The sequence below is a fragment of the Paenibacillus tundrae genome (assembly GCF_036884255.1).
Classification (GTDB): domain Bacteria; phylum Bacillota; class Bacilli; order Paenibacillales; family Paenibacillaceae; genus Paenibacillus.
Genome location: NZ_CP145605.1, coordinates 2,559,262 through 2,578,719 on the forward strand (window position 1 = coordinate 2,559,262; position 19,458 = coordinate 2,578,719).

At 44.5% G+C, this 19,458-nt stretch carries 22 protein-coding genes; 12 read left to right on the forward strand and 10 right to left on the reverse strand.

Annotated elements, in window-relative coordinates:
* The first annotated feature begins 7 nt into the window (after positions 1-7).
* From V6W81_RS11545 to V6W81_RS11560, 4 genes are all read left to right on the forward strand, one after another.
* Positions 8-1,096, forward strand: a complete 1,089-nt coding sequence (locus V6W81_RS11545; protein ID WP_338543283.1) for an ABC transporter ATP-binding protein — start codon at positions 8-10, stop codon at positions 1,094-1,096.
* Positions 1,093-1,803 carry an ABC transporter permease gene (locus tag V6W81_RS11550; RefSeq protein WP_338543285.1) on the forward strand — a complete coding sequence of 237 codons (711 nt, stop codon included), beginning with the start codon at positions 1,093-1,095 and terminating at the stop codon, positions 1,801-1,803. The genes V6W81_RS11545 and V6W81_RS11550 overlap by 4 nt, the downstream gene beginning before the upstream one ends.
* A gap of 101 nt (positions 1,804-1,904) precedes the next feature.
* The gene (locus V6W81_RS11555) at positions 1,905-2,456 is read left to right on the forward strand and encodes a hypothetical protein (protein ID WP_056700750.1); all 552 of its coding nucleotides are present in this window, start codon (positions 1,905-1,907) and stop codon (positions 2,454-2,456) included.
* The gene (locus V6W81_RS11560; protein WP_145046426.1) at positions 2,453-3,097 is read left to right on the forward strand and encodes a YdcF family protein; all 645 of its coding nucleotides are present in this window, start codon (positions 2,453-2,455) and stop codon (positions 3,095-3,097) included. The genes V6W81_RS11555 and V6W81_RS11560 overlap by 4 nt, the downstream gene beginning before the upstream one ends.
* A gap of 65 nt (positions 3,098-3,162) precedes the next feature.
* Here the strand turns inward: V6W81_RS11560 and V6W81_RS11565 are convergent, their stop codons facing one another.
* From V6W81_RS11565 to V6W81_RS11585, 5 genes are all read right to left on the reverse strand, one after another.
* Positions 3,163-3,336, reverse strand: a complete 174-nt coding sequence (locus tag V6W81_RS11565) for a hypothetical protein (protein ID WP_239289443.1) — start codon at positions 3,334-3,336, stop codon at positions 3,163-3,165.
* A gap of 14 nt (positions 3,337-3,350) precedes the next feature.
* Positions 3,351-4,145: a DUF4097 family beta strand repeat-containing protein gene (locus V6W81_RS11570; RefSeq protein ID WP_338543289.1), complete on the reverse strand. Its 795-nt coding sequence runs from the start codon at positions 4,143-4,145 to the stop codon at positions 3,351-3,353.
* Complete coding sequence (locus tag V6W81_RS11575; protein ID WP_338543291.1) at positions 4,135-4,836, reverse strand: TetR/AcrR family transcriptional regulator; 702 nt, start codon at positions 4,834-4,836, stop codon at positions 4,135-4,137. The genes V6W81_RS11570 and V6W81_RS11575 overlap by 11 nt, the downstream gene beginning before the upstream one ends.
* A gap of 206 nt (positions 4,837-5,042) precedes the next feature.
* Positions 5,043-7,130: an ABC transporter ATP-binding protein gene (locus tag V6W81_RS11580; protein ID WP_338543292.1), complete on the reverse strand. Its 2,088-nt coding sequence runs from the start codon at positions 7,128-7,130 to the stop codon at positions 5,043-5,045.
* Between the two features lie 12 nt (positions 7,131-7,142).
* Positions 7,143-8,888 (reverse strand): ABC transporter ATP-binding protein, encoded by a 1,746-nt coding sequence (locus V6W81_RS11585; RefSeq protein ID WP_145046434.1) that lies wholly within the window; start codon positions 8,886-8,888, stop codon positions 7,143-7,145.
* Between the two features lie 641 nt (positions 8,889-9,529).
* On the opposite strand from V6W81_RS11585, the gene V6W81_RS11590 reads away from it, so the two are divergent.
* Entirely contained in the window at positions 9,530-9,826 is a 297-nt protein-coding gene (locus tag V6W81_RS11590; protein WP_145046436.1) for a HesB/YadR/YfhF family protein, read from the forward strand.
* Between the two features lie 126 nt (positions 9,827-9,952).
* Positions 9,953-10,396 (forward strand): NUDIX domain-containing protein, encoded by a 444-nt coding sequence (locus tag V6W81_RS11595; RefSeq protein ID WP_338543295.1) that lies wholly within the window; start codon positions 9,953-9,955, stop codon positions 10,394-10,396.
* 228 nt (positions 10,397-10,624) lie between these two features.
* Here the strand turns inward: V6W81_RS11595 and V6W81_RS11600 are convergent, their stop codons facing one another.
* The 3 genes from V6W81_RS11600 to V6W81_RS11610 all read right to left on the reverse strand — a co-directional run bounded on the left by V6W81_RS11600 (position 10,625) and on the right by V6W81_RS11610 (position 12,759).
* Positions 10,625-11,137 (reverse strand): ADP-heptose synthase, encoded by a 513-nt coding sequence (locus V6W81_RS11600; protein ID WP_145046439.1) that lies wholly within the window; start codon positions 11,135-11,137, stop codon positions 10,625-10,627.
* A 174-nt stretch (positions 11,138-11,311) separates the two neighbouring features.
* The gene (locus tag V6W81_RS11605) at positions 11,312-11,755 is read right to left on the reverse strand and encodes a DUF441 domain-containing protein (protein WP_128101478.1); all 444 of its coding nucleotides are present in this window, start codon (positions 11,753-11,755) and stop codon (positions 11,312-11,314) included.
* A gap of 5 nt (positions 11,756-11,760) precedes the next feature.
* The gene (locus V6W81_RS11610; protein WP_145046441.1) at positions 11,761-12,759 is read right to left on the reverse strand and encodes a YpdA family putative bacillithiol disulfide reductase; all 999 of its coding nucleotides are present in this window, start codon (positions 12,757-12,759) and stop codon (positions 11,761-11,763) included.
* Between the two features lie 188 nt (positions 12,760-12,947).
* On the opposite strand from V6W81_RS11610, the gene V6W81_RS11615 reads away from it, so the two are divergent.
* The 5 genes from V6W81_RS11615 (at position 12,948) to V6W81_RS11635 (ending at position 17,946) form a co-directional block, all read left to right on the forward strand.
* Entirely contained in the window at positions 12,948-13,541 is a 594-nt protein-coding gene (locus V6W81_RS11615; protein ID WP_145046542.1) for a metalloregulator ArsR/SmtB family transcription factor, read from the forward strand.
* A gap of 670 nt (positions 13,542-14,211) precedes the next feature.
* The gene (rsgA, locus tag V6W81_RS11620) at positions 14,212-15,303 is read left to right on the forward strand and encodes a ribosome small subunit-dependent GTPase A (protein WP_338543299.1); all 1,092 of its coding nucleotides are present in this window, start codon (positions 14,212-14,214) and stop codon (positions 15,301-15,303) included.
* A 57-nt stretch (positions 15,304-15,360) separates the two neighbouring features.
* Positions 15,361-15,699, forward strand: a complete 339-nt coding sequence (locus V6W81_RS11625; protein WP_056700775.1) for a L,D-transpeptidase — start codon at positions 15,361-15,363, stop codon at positions 15,697-15,699.
* Positions 15,700-15,760: 61 nt separating this feature from the next.
* Positions 15,761-16,300, forward strand: a complete 540-nt coding sequence (locus V6W81_RS11630) for a GNAT family N-acetyltransferase (RefSeq protein ID WP_338543302.1) — start codon at positions 15,761-15,763, stop codon at positions 16,298-16,300.
* A 164-nt stretch (positions 16,301-16,464) separates the two neighbouring features.
* The gene (locus tag V6W81_RS11635; RefSeq protein ID WP_338543303.1) at positions 16,465-17,946 is read left to right on the forward strand and encodes an aldehyde dehydrogenase family protein; all 1,482 of its coding nucleotides are present in this window, start codon (positions 16,465-16,467) and stop codon (positions 17,944-17,946) included.
* Between the two features lie 300 nt (positions 17,947-18,246).
* On the opposite strand, the gene V6W81_RS11640 is transcribed toward V6W81_RS11635, so the two are convergent.
* Both V6W81_RS11640 and V6W81_RS11645 read right to left on the reverse strand, forming a co-directional pair.
* Positions 18,247-18,525, reverse strand: coding sequence for a hypothetical protein (locus tag V6W81_RS11640; RefSeq protein ID WP_338544086.1), 279 nt, complete (start codon positions 18,523-18,525; stop codon positions 18,247-18,249).
* Positions 18,464-18,703 (reverse strand): hypothetical protein, encoded by a 240-nt coding sequence (locus V6W81_RS11645; protein WP_082560509.1) that lies wholly within the window; start codon positions 18,701-18,703, stop codon positions 18,464-18,466. The genes V6W81_RS11640 and V6W81_RS11645 overlap by 62 nt, the downstream gene beginning before the upstream one ends.
* A gap of 420 nt (positions 18,704-19,123) precedes the next feature.
* Between V6W81_RS11645 and V6W81_RS11650 the strand changes: the two genes are divergently transcribed.
* Positions 19,124-19,444: a hypothetical protein gene (locus tag V6W81_RS11650; protein ID WP_338543306.1), complete on the forward strand. Its 321-nt coding sequence runs from the start codon at positions 19,124-19,126 to the stop codon at positions 19,442-19,444.
* Positions 19,445-19,458: the final 14 nt, after the last annotated feature.

A 19,458-nucleotide genomic window follows, 5' to 3' on the forward strand; every position in this document is an offset into this window, starting at 1 on the left:
TAACTTGGTGGGTTGGAGGACAAATACACGTTCTAAGAACACAACCAACGTAGAGGAAAAACAGACATATCATTCAGGAGCCGAAGGGATTTTGCTTCAACAGGTAAGTAAACGTCTGGGCTCAGTTCAGGTGTTGAGAGAGATTAGTTTTCATGTAGCTGTAGGGGAGTGTGCTGTGTTAGTTGGTAGAAATGGCTCAGGCAAAAGCTCACTCCTACGAATGTTAGCAGGAATGATCCTGCCGAATTCGGGAAGCATGCAATCTTCCTTTAAGGGTCGAACAATGCTCGCCATTGATGGGCTACCGAAGCTCCCCTTTACAGCTAAAGAGTACCTTATGACAATGGGAAGGATTCATGGCATTCGCTCCACTGAGCTAGAACAGCGCATCAAACAATGGAGCGAACGATTATTCCTGGATGCAGCAATTGATCAGCAGCTCCCCCTGTTGTCTAAGGGCACCCTTCAGAAGGTGAACATAATCCAATCCCTGCTGCCAGGTCCAGGTGGGCTTATCCTGCTAGATGAACCGTTGTCCGGCCTGGACCATGCGGCACAGGAAGCCATCGTATCACTGTTACAACAATGGAAAGAGCAAGGGACAACGATTATAACGGCTTGTCACGAGCCCTTAATCATAGAACGTATGGCAGATCATGTGATCGTTCTGCAACATGGACAAATTCTTCGTCATTGGAGACAATCCGATTTGGCATGCATTGGTGAGCCTGACATGCGAATCCAGAGTTTAATGAGACATGCGGTAGATTCGCGACAAGTAGATCAGATAGCGAACACTACTGGACAACTAGGTGTTCGATCTGTTCATAGCTCTCGTGCAGAACGACAGGGGGATATTTTACATAACGAATGGGTGTGGGATTGGAGAGTAAGTCGCAGCTCTGCAGACCAGATCATTGCACAGATTGTTGCTTCTGGTGGTTCTATCGTATCTGTTCAGCAGGATAAAAGTTTAATTCAGATGGAACGTTTGTTAGAAGGGGATTCACCTATCCAAGCGATCGCAGACGAAAAGGATACTTCATCTCTTGATGCTCCATCCGCTGCATCTGTTGTTAAGGAGGATGCGCAATGAAGTATTTAATCAAGTACTTGTTACAACAGAACATTCGTTCACAGAAATACCTCGCACCTGTCGTGTTTTATACGATCGTTATGTTGCTTATGTACTCATATAAACCTAATCCAGTAGCGGATAGTTATGGGGTAACGGCCATGCTGCTCTTCTTTGGATCAGCTTGGTTAGGTCTAACTGTTATGAACGCCGAACCCCCGAATCAGATTCAATTATTGGTGCTCCATACGGGAAGTAGACGAAAGGTAGCAATTGGGCAATTGATCTGTGCAGTGGTTATGCAATTAGCCCTGACCTTAATTACGATTGTATATCCTATCATTACTGGCATGTTTGAGAGGCAGCCGACCACCCATGAGTGGATCGTTGCTTGGTGTGGACATCTTGTGTTAGCACTTCTTGGTCTTAGCATCAGTGTTTTCTTTCAGAACGCTTACATATCCCGGCTCAGCTGGAGTTTACCCATCTTCATCGTTGTATTACTGTCATCATTCGTACAAGTATCGTTATCGGAGCGTTTACCCGAATCACTTCAATGGATATCGTACATACTACCACCTGCGTTCTACCTTGTTCAGAAGATGATGTTGTTTGATGGGGGCGGTTTAGGTCAGATTGTTCTGGTCTGCACATGGTCGGCCGTATATGCAATGTTGCTTTTGAGCACTCATATTTGGCTATCTGGTAGAAGGGATCTACGGAGTTAGAAGCCGTCCTCATCGTTAACTTGAATGTTAGTCCCGGTTTGGTTACGATAGAGGGACATGATGATGGAGTAACATTTACGGTGATAAGGGGGCGCTCGCTTATGCACAACACAGGCATGAAGAATGGTGACATGCTGGATAGCGAACACTCCAGAGAATTGTTTGCTTATTACGGGTTAGCGGTTTATTATGGACAGTCCCTTGAACAGCAGTTGGTTAATCTGATCTTATTAATGAAATTATCGCAGGGTAAAGTGATGACAGATGAAGATCTGGAGGATCTATATGAGCGGAAAATGAGCAGTTCATTGGGGCAGCTCATCCATGAAGTTCGCCATCACTTTACGTTCTCGGATGATGAGACCCGGCAATTAAACGAACTATGGCAGCAACGCAATAGCATCGTGCATCACTATTTCAAGGAACGAATCCATGAGACATTTAGCCCGGAAGGGCGATCAAGGATGATAAGTGAATTAGAGGATTTTAAGAACCGTGCGCAAGAACTGGAAATGACCCTGCAGATATACACGGCTGCATGGATTGCCCAACTTGGTCTAGATGCGGAGTCTGCCGCAGCATTGCAACGGCTTGAACGTATGCACGAGGAGAGCGTGCATTGTCGTTCAACCGAAGAGGATGAGGCATTGTGACTAGAGGCATGTCAGACAAGATGAAGCCAAAGTTGAAGCGAATAATACTAATTTTCTTGGCATCCATCGTTAGTGTTGGAGTCGTATGGGCTTTTATCACGGCTTGGCTAATCACGACGTATAGTGAGCAAGCATCAACACGTATTTCGGATGCGGCTATCATACTTGGCGCAGCAGTGGTAGGAAACGAACCTTCACCGGTGTTTCGCGAACGTATTGAACACGCCATATTGTTGTATCATCAGGGTGCAGTAAGTCAATTGCTGTTCACTGGTGGTGCAGGCAGTGTGGATCAACGTTCGGAAGCTGAGGTTGGACGTGATTATGCCATAGCACATGGAGTGAATCCGGCAGATATTCAGCTTGAGACACAATCGCACATTACAGAGGAGAACTTTAAGTATTCAATCGGTGTCGGAGAGCGAGCAGGCTTCCACACGTATACGATTGTAAGTGATCCTTTACATATGAAACGAGCGATGATGCTTGCCAGCGGTTTGGGCATGGATGTTGTGCCTTCTCCAACACTCACGACAGCCTACCAGACGTGGCGCAGCAAGCTTCCTTTTCTATTGCGAGAGACGATTCTATACATGGGATATGTATGCAAAGGTTGGATAGACAATCCGCAGCAGCCATAAGGCTTTTGCGGATTGTTTTTATTTCACTATATAAATATGACTGTTTGGACAAGTGCAACTGACATTCAGGTTCCTGGATAATTAATCGCCGCACTGATCAGGGCTGCTACGCTAAACCCGATAAGCCACCATGGCCAACGAACCTTACGTTGTCTTCGAGTAGCTTGGTTCAAACCGACAAGTCCAGACAACAATACGATGATAGCTAAGGAAGTACCCACAATCCAACCAATGCTCATAACGTTTCCTCCTCCTATAGCGAATGGGGTGAATACGTACCTATGGTGAATCGTCCACCTCGAACTTGTGCGTGAATAGGGACGGATGCCTTTCCATAGATGTGTTCGCCACGATCGAATTGAAGGGGGAACTCACTCTGTATTGTGCCTCCGACATGCTTATACTGCAATCGGAACCCTTCGTTTGGGTTAGGAATTCGTAAATTGACACTACATCCGGTAGCTATGCTATTCACCGATTGTGGCATAGTGGCTGAATGAATGGAGAGTGTTCTGCCCGTCGTTCTGGATTGAATATGAGAGAACTGACCTGTTAGCTGAATGAGTGAAGATGTCCCCTTAATATTTAGGTGTTCCGCAGTTAAATTCTGTGATTGTATATGGCTGCCCACCATGCGTAAACTGAGCTGCTGTGTGTAACCGGAGATATGCAGCTGTCCGGATGTACACCTACACTCGCAATGGTTAATTTGAGCATCTTCTACAATAAACCGCGTACCTACACCTCGAATGTATACTTGCTCCAGTGTAGATGGAGGGAGTCCAATGGCTAACGATGTACGCTGAAAGTGAATACCGATTGGAAACGACTTCGAACGACCGTCACTAATATGAAGTGAACCTTCGTGGTAACGAGTTGTGAAGCATCGCTTACTTGGAAAATGCACAGCTGCTCGCTGAATAATTCGAACTTGCTGTTCGGTACTCGGGTATAAGTGTACTTCGCCTTGCATCCAGTCGAGAGAGAGGAAACGGACAGGCTCTTGAACAAGCCATTCTTTGCGAATGAGATGTGTGTTAATTTTCATTGGATGCATCTCTTGTATGCTGCTGAGCACCCTGAACGGAATAGGTATAAGCTCCCATCTCGTTATGTTGGTGGATAATCTGATCAATTAACGTGTTAGTAACGATCGGAACACCGATGGTGTGCATCATGTGTTGCAAGAAGTGTAAACGATCCTTCGTCTCCTCAGGTGTCCGGCTGAATAAGGTTGGATTAATCCAAATATTGATTAACATCAAGAAAATTTCTGCACAGGCTTCAGGATTTCCTGTAGTGATCGAGCCGTCTGTAACGCCTTCGCGCATGATGGCAGCTATGATCGGTGCATCAATTTGAACCGTTTGCTGAATGCCTTTGACGATAAATAATGGATTTTTGATTTGCGTTAACAGCACTCGATCTAAGGAGTGTACCTGTTGATTAGAGACAATGTGTTCTAGTATATAGACCAATTTGTCCTTGGCTGAGATGGCGTTAACATCCTCCACAAGTTGATCCAACATTTGAGCCGCAAAAGCAAACTGTCTCTCCATAACCGCATCAAGGATCTCTTCTTTGGATTTGAAATGATGATAGACCGCACCTTTGGACATGCCTAAATGATCAATAATGTCCTGAATGCTCGTCTTCTCATAGCCTTTCTCGGTGAATAATTGTGCTGAAACGGTAAGGATGTGTTCTAACGTCTGTTCAGGGAATTTGTTTCTAGCCATAGTTGCCGCCTCCTTTTAATACCGACCGTTGGTATGTATAATACGAGAAGACGATGAGATTGTCAATAAGAGGAAATTGGGACACAGAGAAAAGCTTTAAAAAACCGATGCATATCAACAGACAAGATGTCTGCGATACACATCGGTTTATTTTCATGCACATTGTAGATTCAATTTAGCTTAGATGTAAAACAACATGATCCTCTTTAGGCGTTGCCTCCAGCGAAAGAGGACGTGCGTATTGCTTCAGGGGCTGTGTCTTGAGCTTGATCGGCATGAACAGCCTGAGCACCTTGTTGCAGTTGATACATCTGATAGTATCTACCTTGCAGCGCCATTAACTCATCATGTGCTCCTTGTTCAACAATTCGTCCACGATGCAGTACCAGAATCTGATCTGCTGAGCGGATGGTAGAGAGACGATGGGCGATGATGAAGGTTGTACGTCCTTTTTTGAGTACTTCGAGCGCATTTTGAATCAAAGCTTCGGTTTCCGTATCAATATTGGCTGTAGCTTCATCCAGAATAAGAATGGCTGGATCGAACGCCAACGCACGGGCAAAGGATATCAGTTGACGTTGCCCAGCAGACAGCGTACTTCCTTTTTCAATCACCGGTTCATCAAAACCTTGTGGCAAATGGGCTAGAATACGTTCTGCACCTACGTCACGAAGTGCCTGTTCAACCTGTTGACGAGTAATCTTCCGATCCCCGAGGCTGACGTTAGAGGCAATCGTTCCTGTGAATAGATAAGGATCTTGTAATACAATTCCCATATGTTCACGAATCCACTGTTTGGGCAGGTCCTTCACGTTTTGTCCATCAATGGTAATCTTACCTTTTTGCGGGTCGTAGAATCGGAATAGCAAATTGATAATGGAGCTTTTGCCTGAACCGGTATGACCCACCAACGCAACCGTTTGACCCTGTGAAGCCTGGAACGAGATGTTGTTTAACACAAAGTCTTTGTTGTAGGCAAAGGATACGTCATCAAAGACAACATTTCCTTTGTATCTTGGCATTGAACCATCGGTAACAGCTTCTCCCTTCTCATCCATCAGTTCGAATACACGTCCAGCAGATACGAGAGAGGAGTCGAGGTTCGCCAGCTGGTTTACCATACCTGTTATCGGCTGGAACAGACGACCGAGTACATCCACGAATGCGTACAATACACCTAGCGAGATGATACTGGTGCCATCCAGCACACTTGATCCGAAATACCACAGGACAACCGCAAAAGCGATATTTCGCAATACGTTAACCAGATTGTGCGAGGTAAAGGCGTTCAGGTTAAGCATTTTGTTCTGATGTTTCATATAGTCGTCATTCAGATCTTCGAATTCCTGTTTGGTTTGCTTCTGGTGGCGGAACACGCGGATGATGGACATCCCTTGAATGGACTCGTTAATGATCGCATTAATCTCGCTGAGTCGTGAACGAATGATCGTATTGTAGCGAGTAGCGAATTTTCGATATAGTACAATCCAAGCAATAAGCATAGGAACAACAAATAAGGAGATAAGTCCAAGTCGAACATCGAGCAGGAAGAGGGCAACATACACCCCAGTGATCGTAATGATTCCTGAGAAGAAGTTTGACAGTACCGCAACGAACAGATCTTTAACGGCCTCTGTATCGTTGGTCACTCGTGAGACGACCTTACCTGCAGGCAGATTGTCAAAGAAATTCACGGGCAGGCGCTGAATGTGGGCATACACATCATTACGAAGTCGTTGAATGACCTTGTTGGCGGACGATTGCAGCCAGTAGGTTTTACCAAACTCCATAATGACCGAGATGACAAGAAAAATCATGTAGTACACGATTAATTGATAAATGCTTGGCATTTCCGGTTTGTAAAAAGCAAACAGTTCTCCAGCCGACAGAGGTACTGCTGCATATTGACCGGTGACTTCACCTGCGCGGGTTACCGTCAGGATACCATCAGCATAAGAGCGGTCTCCATCAGGTGTACTCACGGGTTCATTTACAAAATAAAAGCTACGTCCAGCTTGCAGTATGCGCACCTCGGCGCCTTTACTTTCCGTGGGTTCGAATAATCCTTCGCGTTTATAATTCTTTCCTTGATATACCGCCGCATCTTCTGAAGCAGATGTCTCGTAGAAGGGCTGTTCAATAGCTAACAAATGATTGTCGATCATATTTTTGGCGATAAAAGGGCCGGCGAGCTCTGCCGCAACACCGATCGTAAGCATAATTAATGCGGCTATAAATGTACCTTTGGCTTTTAAGGCGTACTGTAATAGCCGTTTGCCTGTATTCGATTTCAAAACGTTGACCTCCTACGTGGACAGATTGGACTCCACCTGTTGCCGTTCATATTGTTCACGGTACCAACCGTTCATGGCAAGTAGTTCCTGATGGGTTCCTTCTTCCGTAATTTTCCCGTGCTCAAGTACAATGATTCGGTCAGCATGTTCAATAGCGGACAGGCGATGAGTCGAGATCAGCGTTGTTTTACCCGAGCGTTTGTTGCGTATATTTTCAATGATTTTAGCTTCGGTTCTAGCATCAACTGCGGAAAGGGCATCATCCAGAATAAGAATATCCGGGTCCGAGATGAACGCACGCGCGAGGGATACCCGCTGCTTTTGTCCACCAGATAGAGCAATACCTTTTTCGCCAACGAGTGTATCGAGTCCGTCAGACAATGTTCCAAGATCTCCGTCAAAAGCAGCTGTGCGAATCGCTTCCATGATGACGTCATCACTTGCACCAGGTTTACCAAACTGAATGTTTTGACGAACCGATTTGGAGAATAGCACTTGCTCCTGCGGCACATAACCAATCCAGCTATGCAAGTCGTCTTTAGCAATTTCCTGAATTGGGTGACCCGAAATGCTTAACTTACCTGATCCAGCAGGGTATTCGTGTAGCAACTGCTTCAGCAGTGTGGACTTACCACTACCTGTACGACCGACAATGCCCAGCGTCTGACCGCGGCGTAGTGAAAAGTTAATATGACTAAGATTGTCTACTGTAGAACTAGGATAACGGAACGTAACATCTTGCATGACGATCTCTTCCGGATTCGAAATGTGAGCGGGTTGTTCAACATCTTGAACAGCGGGTTCCACCGATAAAGTCTCGTTGACCCGATCAAGGGAGGCGCTACCGCGCTGCATCAGGTTAATTAACTCACCAATGGCGAACATCGGCCAAATCATCATCCCCAGGTACATATTAAAAGATACGAGATCCCCCAGAGTGATTTCATTGTGAAACACAAGATATATACCGTAAGCAAGCGCAATGACATAACTAAGTCCAACGCAAAGTCGGATTGTAGGTTCAAACAACGCATCCATCCGTGCGACAGCTAAATTTTTGCGGTACACGTCTTCGGTAACATCGGCAAAACGCTTCTCATCTAGACGCTCCTGAACATACGCGCGTACTACCCGAATTCCCGCAATGGATTCAAGTACTTGGTCGTTCATATCACCGAAGGCATCTTGAGCGAGAGTATAGCGCTGATGCACGGCTTTACCGTAGATCATCATAGCGATGGCAATAAAAGGCAGGGGTAGAATCGCTGCCAGAGTCAGCTTCCAGCTAACTAGAAAACCCATAGCGAGCAATACTGTTGCCAAGAAAGCAGTAGAGTCTGTTAACGTAAGCATGCCGAAGCCTGCTGTGGTTGCAATCGAACGAAGATCGTTGGTAGCACGAGCCATAAGGTCGCCGGTTCTGTTCTTTTCAAAAAAGGGCGGTGTCATCCGTAACAGATGATCCATGAAGCGAGAACGCAATAGACGTTCTACCAAGTTAGCTCCGCCAAATAATTTGTGCATCCATATGTACGTGATCAGATAGATAATAACGACGGTTCCTAAAATAAGTAAAATGTAGCTGGTAAGTGATGCTCCTGTAATCGACCCACGTACAATCTCGTCAATGGCATTACCGAGAAGACGAGGGGGCAGGAGTTCTGCGACACCTACAAGAATGAGCAAAATGACACCAATCAGGTATCTTTTGCGCTCTAGCCGGAAAAACCAGGCTAGGTTTTTGAGTACTGAGAACAAGTGCTATCCCTTCCTTTCCATATCTGCGAAATACATTATTGTTCATATACTTACTTGTGACCACAAAAAAAGACACACCGCACGCAGGCGGTATGTCTTAGGTATCATTCATACGGCAGCATGGCTCCGAGAGCAGAGCCACCACCGTACATAATTATATTGTGAGTTCACAACATAGTATATCTGATCAACAGATTGCTATGATGCAGAAATTATGAACGAAATAATGATTTCGGGGCTGCTCCGGTATTCAGTTGTAAGTTAGTTAGAACAAACATATCTCTATTAAACACCGTAATCACCCTTTCTTTTTTGGGAATAAATTCAATGTGAATCTCGTATGTTTGCATCTTAACACCGCATTTTGCAATCTGTCAAACTTTTTTCACAAATGAGCAATGTCTGGTTTAGAGAAGCCAGGAATGGAGTAACGAGCCGCGAAGTAATATGGCTTTATACCACTGTTGTCCTATATTGCAAATTACAGTTATGGTCTTACCTTTTTATTTTATGTTCCGTGAAGTAAATTTATTTCCTGAATATTGTTCGTTATTCGGTAATTTGTTCTGTTGTACAGTTTGTATTCCGAGCATTCTAGCGATATGATGTAACATATATATAGAGAAGGAGCTGACGACCACATGAGTACCATACATGTAACTGACCGCGCTGCGCGCTGGTACAAGGAAGAGCTTAATTTGAACGACGGGGATAGCATTCGATTTTTTGCCCGTTATAGCTCAGGCGGAGGTCTTCATCCCGGATTTTCGTTAGGTATCGCTGTTGAGGAACCAAGACATCCTGCTGAGCAAACAGAAGCATCTGGTATTCACTTTTTCATGGAGGATCACGATTATTGGTATCTAAAAGGTCATGAGCTTCATGTGGATGTTGTTGATGAAGGTCAAGATATTGAATATCGATACACTGAAGTATAATCCCTTTCTATTTTTGGAATAAATATATGCCTTTAGAACGTTCCGTAGGTTGGAGAGAAATGTGTTGCACTGATCTGACTATAGATCTAAGTCGTCTCTTCGGCTTGGAACAGGAGGGGATAAATATTGAATCCGCCAGCCCGAGATTTGGCTCAGTATATTGCTAACCGAGCGTTTATCGTCGTAAAGGCTGCTATATGGGCCGAGAACGAACATGGTGAAGTATTGTTGATCCAGCATGCAGACCACAGTCATTGGCGAATTCCTGCAGGTCAGATGCGTCCAGGAGAATCGATTGAAGAGACTGCTCATCGAGAGCTGTGGGAGGAGACCGGCTGGACCACAGATCATATGGTGTTAGAAGGTCTCCATTCAGGACCAGAGCTGAGACAGCTTCACACGAGCGGGGATGAAGACTACTATGTGATCGCCCTGTTTCGAACTCGAATCATCCAAGATGACCTCGTGGAGTCTCGTGTGAATAGTGATGCAGGTCTAAAGTTTTTTCACACGGAGTCTCTCCCTGTCCTCAATGAATTTACCCGAATGTTGTTAGCACGCTCCAACTGAAATGAATGATCTGAGTGCAAGCCAAGCGCTAATTAAGCAAAAAAAACGAGTAAAACTTAGCGCAAATAATTACAAACCGAGTGCGAATGAAGTACAAATAAAGTACAAACTGGAATAATGATAAAAGCCTCCCGGCAGGGAGGCTTTTGTGTTTTATAATCATCCATGCAATGCCAACTAAGAATGTTCTCAGTGGGTACACATCCACAATAATCAATAACTATAATCTTACACCTGATCAAGTGATTCCTCATCCATTGCAAAGTCAAAGTCGTCAATATCATACACTTGAACCGGAGCAGAAGATTCAATAATACGAGCAATCAATTCGACTTGATCTGTAAGGATAGGAATGCTCAAACGTTGTGAAGTAAGTATTAATTCCGTCTCAATTGGGTCGAAATACTCGCCATACTGAGCCGTATCAACAGCGTTAATTATAGCAATGGAGACTTGATCACCGAACAGAATCGATGGGCTCTTGGCCCAAGGAGTAAGTAGCGCACGTTCTATTTTTTTCTTATTTAACGGTTCCTCAAAATAAGAAATCATCTCGTTAATTTTGGTCTTCACATGCTGATCATCCGCAGGGTTACCCATCAGAGGATCACTGCTGGCTTGAAACTCGTATAATTCAAGGATGGTGGTGTATGGAACAATATATTCAACAGACGCGGGTGACGCGAGCAATTGACCATAAATAGCCACCATCACGGCTTCTGTAACAAACTGACGTGACATGATTCCTGAATCCTCCTGCGGCCATAATAGTTGCGAGGTGAATCAATGTTGAATGTTAGACGAACAAAAATCAAATTGATGTCTCCGCTATGGACTCGTGATATGAATAGAAGTATATCATACAACGGTGGGAATTACAGCCAGTTGACAGAGGGGAGTCAAGTCCAAATTCAATCAGGATTTGCCCAAAAGCAAGGATAAAATGCCTGCTGCAATAAGTGGACCTACAGGTACACCTTTGAACAAAGCAACTCCTAATACAGTACCGATGAGAAGTCCAGCGACGACAGTGGGCTGCGTACTCATCAATGTAGCACCTCTACCACCAAGGTAAGCAACAAGCAGCCCAACACCAATGGCAAGCAGGGACTTCCAGTGCAGGAAGGACTCCCCAATCGTCTGCAAACTTATTTTACCGCTGGCAAGTGGAGCCATTACTCCAATAGTTAGGATGATGATCCCAATGGTCAGCCCATACTTCTCAAGCCAAGGAAATGCCTGATTCAGATTCAATACACGCAGCAATAATAGAAATACCATAGCTACAGCCACTGGAGTATTACTGCTGATGATGCCAAGCGCGGCGAATCCGAGTAACAGCAGCGAAGTTATATCCATTGATTTCATTTCCCTTCGGAAAGTTTACGATTCTTGCTCACAATATGTTCTGCAATGTATTTTCCGTGCCAGCGCCCAGATTCAATAAATACCTCATTGGCATTACGACCTGATGCAATAACACCGCCCACATAAATGCCGGGAACACTACTTTCCATCGTTTGGGGATCATACTTGGGTTTATCCATATCTTCGGACATTTCCACCCCAACAGAAGTGAGTAGTTTACGATCGGGACGGAAACCAGTCATGGCTAATACAAAATCATTTTCCAATTCACTGGTTGTTCCATCATGATGCAATAGACGGACTGAATCATCCAAAATTTCATTAACACGTGAATTGAGATGCAAGGTAATCCGTCCTTTTTGAACCATGCTCTCAAATAATGGGCGTACCCAAGATTTAATATGTTCAGACAATCCGCTTCCACGGTATACCATATCAATATGAGCACCTACACGAACGAGTTCCATCGCGGCATCTACGGCAGAGTTGCTTCCTCCGATAATGGCAACACGGGTCTGAGCGTAAGGGTGGGCTTCACGGAAATAATGCGTAACCTTATCTTTGTCTTCTCCCGGAATGCCGAGGTAGTTAGGATGATCGAAATAACCTGTAGCTACAACGATATTACGTCCTTCATGAATAACAGTCTGCCCACGTCGGTTCATCGTATGTACTTCGAACGTTCCATCGTCCTTACATTTGATTGCGTGAGCTTCCTCATAGTTATGAACACGAAGGTTAAAATGTTCAGCGACCTTGCGATAATAGGCAAGCGCCTCATAACGAAACGGCTTGTCGTTAGGCGTGCTGAACGGAACATTTCCGATCTCAAGCAACTCAGCCGTGCTAAAAAATTGCATATGGGTTGGATACAGATAGATGGATTGTACAATGTTGTACTTTTCTACGATTACAGCAGATAATCCCAACCGTTCACATTCGATGGCAGCAGATAGACCACAGGGTCCTCCACCGATAATAATGACATCTTCCATGTTCTTACTCCTCCTTAAATTCAGCAATATAATCCTACCGTAAATAACACTCTAATGCCAGCGTAAGGAGGTATATAGGCTGAACTGCCACACAAAAATAAAGGATTTGACTTTAATTGGACAAAAGACTAACATCAAATTAGATAATCATCTAATTTATTGAGGTTGAAATGGAGCTGAACACATTCATGCAGTTGGAGAAAATTGTGGCTTATCACAAAGCATTAGCTGATCCAACCCGACTTCGCATGCTGTTGTTGTTATCCCAAGGAGAATTGCACGGCCATGCTCTCGCTGAGCGGTTGAACTTGTCCCAGCCAACGGTGACACATCATGCATCGAAACTACGAGAAGCTGCCCTCATTAAAGAAAGAAGAGAGAAGAACATTGTATATTTCTCCTTAAATCCTTCTTTCATTCGTGAGCATGCACAAGCTTCCGTTGATTTTATTTTTAAAAGTGAGGAGGTTGCTGAGATGAGTGAGGTCAATGAAACGCTGAAAGCATCCGTGATGCGGAATTTTTTCTCCAAAGATGGGCGAATTCGCCAAATTCCAGCGCAATATAAGAAAAAGCTGATTGTTCTTGGTCATTTGGCCGAGCAACTGGAATTCGGTCGCAAGTATACGGAGAAGGAAATTAATGTTTTCATTCAAAATTATCATGAAGATTTTGCTACGATCCGCCGTGAGTTCATCATGCACCAGTTCATGTATCGTGAAGACGGAGTTTACGAACTGAATCCCAAAGAAATGTGGACACGTTGGGATCAAGTTAAATAATTGGTCTTGACAACAATTCAGTAAGGTGTGTAATATGTTGGATAAATCTACAAGATAATGTTCAAAAAGATCGGTTTTCAGTACCGAGAAGATGGGATGAAGGTAGAAATGGAGTAGCGGAGCGTAGGCAAACTACGTGAGCAACTACATGTTTCCGAAGGAAACAAGCTGCGTAAGCATCCACTTATTTCGGCTGAATTCAAGCTTCGATGTTGCGATGCCAGCAGGCATCCTTCGTAATCAAAAGCGGACTTTTTGAACAACATCTACAAGGGAGGCGATGTAATATGACAAACTTAATGGCACTATACGTTAATTTGAATATGAACAGCGTCTCCGGAACGGATCAGAGCATATAATTATACAACCACAGGACAGTTATGTCTGTTATGCGGGTATGTATTATTGCATGCAACAATGAAGCCACGGGTGACGTACCTGTGGCTTTTTATGTTGCTATTAGGAATGTTCTTTTATTGCGGTCAGGGGATCTCTAACGTATGAACCTCTGAATCTTACCCGATGAAGGTCATCCTTTAATTCACTTAACAATGATTTGCCACGGGTGCTTGGGACTCGTGGTTTTTATTTTGGATACCGAACCGGGGCACACAGGTCAATCTGTCGTTATGTCCGAATCACATTATCATTTTTGGGAGGAAACACGAATTTGAATAAACTTTTGGAAGAGTATGGATGGTCTACGCATTGGCAAGAGCACTGGATAACGTTAGACATGAATCATGCCGAGAGGAAACCAGCTAGAATCATTGCAGATCATGGACATTTACTACGAATAATGACTGCCGATGGTGAGGGTTGGGGAAGAGCAACAGGCCGATTACGCCGCGAGCATGAGGAGACTGGTACAGGTCTTACGGTAGGGGATTGGGTTGAGGTTTCGGGACAAGCGGGTGACGAGGCAATGATTCACAGTATGTTGCCAAGACGAAGCAGAGTATCTAGACAGGCTGCAGGAAACGTAACAAAAGAACAACTGATTGCGGCTAATGTGGATACATTGCTAATTGTCGCCGCGCTTAACTATGATTTTAATCTCCGACGGCTGGAACGGTATATGATTATGGCATGGAATGGAGGCGTTAGACCTGTTATCGTGCTGAGTAAAAGCGATCTTTGCTCCAATATAGAAGAACAGATGGCACTCGTGGAAGGCATTGCCCCAGGTGTTGAAGTCATTGCATTGTCGGCAGTGCAGGATCAGGGAAAAGAACAGCTTGAACGTTATCTACAACCTGGGATGACGGTTGCCTTGACAGGTTCTTCAGGAAGCGGTAAGTCGACCTTGGTCAATTGGTTACTCGGCGAGAATGTACAGCTTACTCAATCTGTCAGGGAGGCAGACAGTCGAGGCAGACATACAACGACACATCGTGAGATGTTTGTATTACCTCAAGGGGCGGTATTGATTGACACCCCAGGAATGCGGGAGCTTAACTTGTGGGAGGAAGGTGATCAGGGGTTAGCAATAGCATTTGGTGAAATTGAGCAGTTGGCTACTTCGTGTAAGTTTCATAACTGCAATCACACTCGTGAGTCTGGCTGCGCTGTAAAAGAGGCGATACAGAACGGCACGTTAGAGGGGAAAAGACTTGATAATTATTTGAAAATGCAGAAGGAATTGCAATTTCAGCAGCGTAAGGAGCTTCAGGCTTCGAAACGCCGAACAGCAACGAGCAAGCCAGTGAACACTCGCAAACCGAAGCATGTCCGAGGCATCAGAGAGTGGGATGAAGCTTGAAATCAGGCGGGCATCTGTGATGAGATTGGCATAGGATAGGTCAGGAGGGATGTTAGTATGCCGGATTACAACATCATTGTTGACCTATCAGACCATATGTTATATCTACTGGATGGCAACCAAGTGGTCAAAGGATATCCTGTAGCGACAGGGAAGATGCTCACTCAAACCCCAAGTGGAGAGTTTACGATCATTAATAAACAATCGAATCCTGGAGGACCATTTGGTGTACTGTGGATGGGGTTATCTGCACCTCATTACGGCATACATGGAACCAATGAACCCTCGTCTATAGGAAAATCCGTTTCACATGGTTGCATCCGGATGTATAACTCAGATGTATTGGATCTTTCTTCCAAAGTATCTGTAGGAACCAAGGTGAAGATCCGGCCCTAGGGTCGGATTTTTTATAACGTTAATGCTATCTTCACCCTCAATGAGAAGGAGGAAAATGATTATGCAGATTAGACAAGCCCGTGAAGGGGATGCAAAAGCTATCGCTTATGTACATACCGAGAGTTGGAAGACCACATACCGGGGGATCATACCCGATGAATTTTTGGATCATTTGACTACAGAAGCAAGAGTACCTCAGTGGGAGCAGATGATTCGTTCTAGCGAAAAGGAGCAGATTCTGTTGGTAGCCGAACAAGTGGATGGGAAAATTGTCGGATTTGCCTGTGGGGGTAGAGAGCGAGAAGGCAAGTTGCCTTATGATGGGGAGATTTATGCGATCTATTTACTGCAAGCCGCACAGGGACAGAGAATTGGAACAATGCTTGCTAATCAAGTTGTCCAATATCTTCATACACTAAAACTGCGGAGCCTACTAATCTGGGCGTTGGAGAAGAATCCAGCTTGTCGTTTCTATGAACAGATGGGTGGAACCTTAGTTGGTAGCCAGACGTTATCCATTGGTGGTGAGAATCAGCTCGAAGTTGCCTATGGATGGCAAGACTTGCAGCTTTTTGGAAAGAGGTCTACAAGCCAGGAATAATTGTATCATCACGAGGTTTTACGGACGAGGTATGAACTCGCACGAATTGTCCTGTATAGGTCAGAGAGGTCTAAATTAACGTTTGCGTAATCCTTAACAAGGTTAATGATGTACTACACTGCATCATAAGTAGACATGAATTCTTGATTAGGAGGCGTATTCAGATGACTTTAATGGACACGAAGCAAACATGGACTAAACAATATATTAATGGCGAATGGATTGAAGGCTCCGGTGAGAAAACCATGGAGAATATCAATCCGTATACAGGAGAAGTTATCGCCACTTGGCGGTCATCGAATAGAGAAGACATCGATCGTGCATATGAAGCTGCCGAAAAGGGGTCAGTGGAATGGAGTCAGACATTACCTAGTCAAAAAGAAGAAATTCTGCGCAAGGTATCCATGCTGATGCTTGAGCGCAAAGATGAAATTATCCAGTTGCTCATTACTGAATCCGGGAGTACTCGGATCAAAGCTGAAGCGGAGTTCGCTGCGGCCAAGCGCATTGTAGACGAATCGGCATCTTTCCCTTATCGAATGAAGGGGGAGATACTACCTTCTAATACAGCAGGCAAAGAGAACCGAGTTGTGCGTGAGCCCAAAGGGGTAATTGGGGTGATTGGGCCGTGGAATTTTCCGCTACATCTATGCTTGCGTTCAGTTGCACCTGCCATTGCGCTAGGTAATGGTGTTGTGATTAAGCCGGCTTCTGATACACCCATTACCGCAGGCTGGCTAATCGCAGATCTGTTTGATCAAGCCGGATTGCCAAAAGGTGTGTTGCATGTCGTTGCAGGAAGCGGAAGCGAGATTGGAGACTACTTCGTTGCTCATCCAATCCCAAAAGTCATTTCATTTACAGGATCGACAGAAGTCGGGCAAGGCATTGGTAAATTAGCTGGCGAGCATCTGAAAGAAACGGCGCTGGAATTAGGCGGTAACAATGCGATGGTTGTGCTGGAGGATGCGGATATTGAACGAGCGGCAGATGCCGCAGTATTTGGGAAGTTTCTGCATCAAGGGCAGATTTGTATGGCGCTGAACCGTATTATCATTCATACCGATATCTATGATTCCTTTGTAGATGCATTTGTTGCGAAAGCAAAACAAATCCAAGCGGGGGATCCAGCAGATTCCAATACACTGGTGGGGCCGCTTATTCGTGAAAAAGAAGTAGAACGACTGCTTGAACTTGTGAAGAACGCAGAAGATGCGGGAGCCCGGTTGTTGCTTGGTGGATCAAGCAAAGGCAGTGTGTTACAGCCTACCGTGCTGGCTGACGTGAAGCCTGAGCAGGAGATTGTGCAACAGGAGTTGTTTGGTCCGGTTGCTGTCTTAATGCGTGCAGAAGATGAGGCTGAAGCTGTCCGGTTAGCCAATGATACGCCTTACGGCTTGAGTGGTTCGGTATTTACGACGAATCTGGAGCGAGGTTATCAAGTGGCTAAACGCATCGAATCAGGCATGGTTCATGTTAATGACCAGTCCGTAAACGACGAGGCTCATGTTATGTTTGGTGGGGAGAAGTCTTCAGGCATTGGCCGATTCGGCGGCGACTGGGCGATTGAGAAGTTCACGCGCACCCGCTGGATAAGTTTACAGCATCAATATCGGACGTACCCTGGTGTGAGTGATGTCGACTAAAGGTCTACAGAACAGAAATCGATTGCAGGATGAGACCTTGTTCGTGTGAAATCGACAATAACAAGCAAAAGCCCGTTTTTACCTTTAAGGACGGGCTTTTGCACGTTTTTACATACCCTAAAAAGCATGTGAAAAAAAACGGTGAAAATGGGTTTGGGGAAGTCTGGATATGGTTATTTATGGATACACGGAAGAACAGATCCGTAAAATCCAAGGTAAAGGGGCTTGAATTTCATGTCCATTGACCGTTTTATTCTGAGGAAACTGAATTCATGTCAAGAAGAACATACACGGGCTAACTTAGTTCGATTGTTTGTCATTCGAATTCATAAAGCGGAGGTTGCAGAAGGTAGTGAGATCGGCTATAGCGTGAGCCGAGTAAATTAACCAATAGATCAGATTGTGCTTCAACATAAAAAAAGGAAGCTTGTCCTTAGTGGCAGCTTCCTTTTTCTTATAGTTCGTATAGAACGAGTGACGCAGCATCTCATTATAGATGAATTCACGTGGACTCGACTTAATATAAAGACAAGGCCAGAGAGTCATTTTCACTGCGACTGTGGAGAATGGCTTCTCCATTAACAATCTCAATACTAATCAAAGAGTGCAAACATTTTTGTAAAGCTCGTTTACCGTTGCTAATTTTGTGCTCTAGAGCACTGCTAAGCAATCTTAATGTCTTTTGCACAGGTTGTTTGTTTTCTTGATTGAAATATACAGGGATTGATTTGTTTTGAAAAGTTATTAGTGTTCTCACTTGAAATCACCTCACGGGAGTTATTTCATACAGGTAATATTAAATACCAATGCTTAAAATTACCTTAAAATCAGCTTATGAAAACATAAAGGTGATGAATGTTTGAAAAGTGTTCACAATTCAATTGTGGGCGAAGGAAAAAATGGATAGGTACTGAAGTGTTATTCCCATTTAAATGGTAGAAAACAAGCGTTTTTCGCATCCTCGCAAATTGAAAACGTAAGTCTGCCTCCAAAGTTCTGAGACCATGGGACGATATTTTAATATAAACGTGGGTCATATGTAACAAAATTACAGATAGTACATTGCAAACAAAGGGGTTATGTAAGAAAATAAGGGTTGAAACCGTGTTTCATCCGCTTTTTTTTGATTTAATCTGACATTAGGACAATTTACATATGAGACTATGGGAGGGATTTGATGATTCTTACCGTGTGTTCCGGCCGGGAGGAAGGCGAATGGTTCGACATTGAAGTCCCGGATGAATGTACGATTGAACATTTGAAAACATTGCTTGGCGTCCGTATATTTGGACAGGCGCCTGGGGATGGCATTCAATATATCCTTGAGGCTAAGTTTCCAGAGGGGCTGTGGTTCTCACCGCAGAATAGTCAGCAACTAATGGAAACGGGGCTAAGACAGGGTAGCTGTGTGCGAGTTCAACGTGCGTTCTCAACGACGTTAGAAGAAGCGCCGGTATACGGAAGACGCTCACTGTTCCAACAGGACAGCAACGAATGACGATTCAGAACGTA